The following is a 276-nucleotide window of genomic DNA, read 5'->3' as shown; positions in this document are numbered from 1 at the left end:
CCCCCAAGAGTGAGGACGGCAAAGGCAAGCTTTTGCCTGTCTCTCTCTCTTTTGGGGGTCTGTGTTTTTAGTGTGCAGCCGTAGGCTTAGAGCCTTTTGGAATGAAGTAAGTAATAGATTTACCATTTGCAAAAACCGATACCGGTACTCTGATAGATTTACCCTTAAGCCCTTCGAACAACTGTTTGTCATGAGTTATTAGAGTTATAAGGTCGTTTCGACTTTCGCCGTTCTGGAGAACTACTTCACCCAGTATCTGAATTTTGTCTTGGCCAC

The 276-nt window shown here is 44.2% G+C and carries 1 pseudogene; it reads right to left on the bottom strand.

Annotation, left to right across the window (positions count from 1 at the left end):
• Positions 1 to 67 precede the first annotated feature (67 nt).
• Positions 68 to 276 (bottom strand): annotated as a pseudogene (locus AAEY88_RS13420) (hypothetical protein); the annotation flags it as partial.

The organism is Psychrobacter sp. CAL346-MNA-CIBAN-0220, assembly GCF_040309805.1.
GTDB lineage: Bacteria > Pseudomonadota > Gammaproteobacteria > Pseudomonadales > Moraxellaceae > Psychrobacter.
The sequence above is the reverse complement of the archived record's forward strand: the minus strand, read 5'-3'. Positions and strand labels throughout refer to the sequence as shown.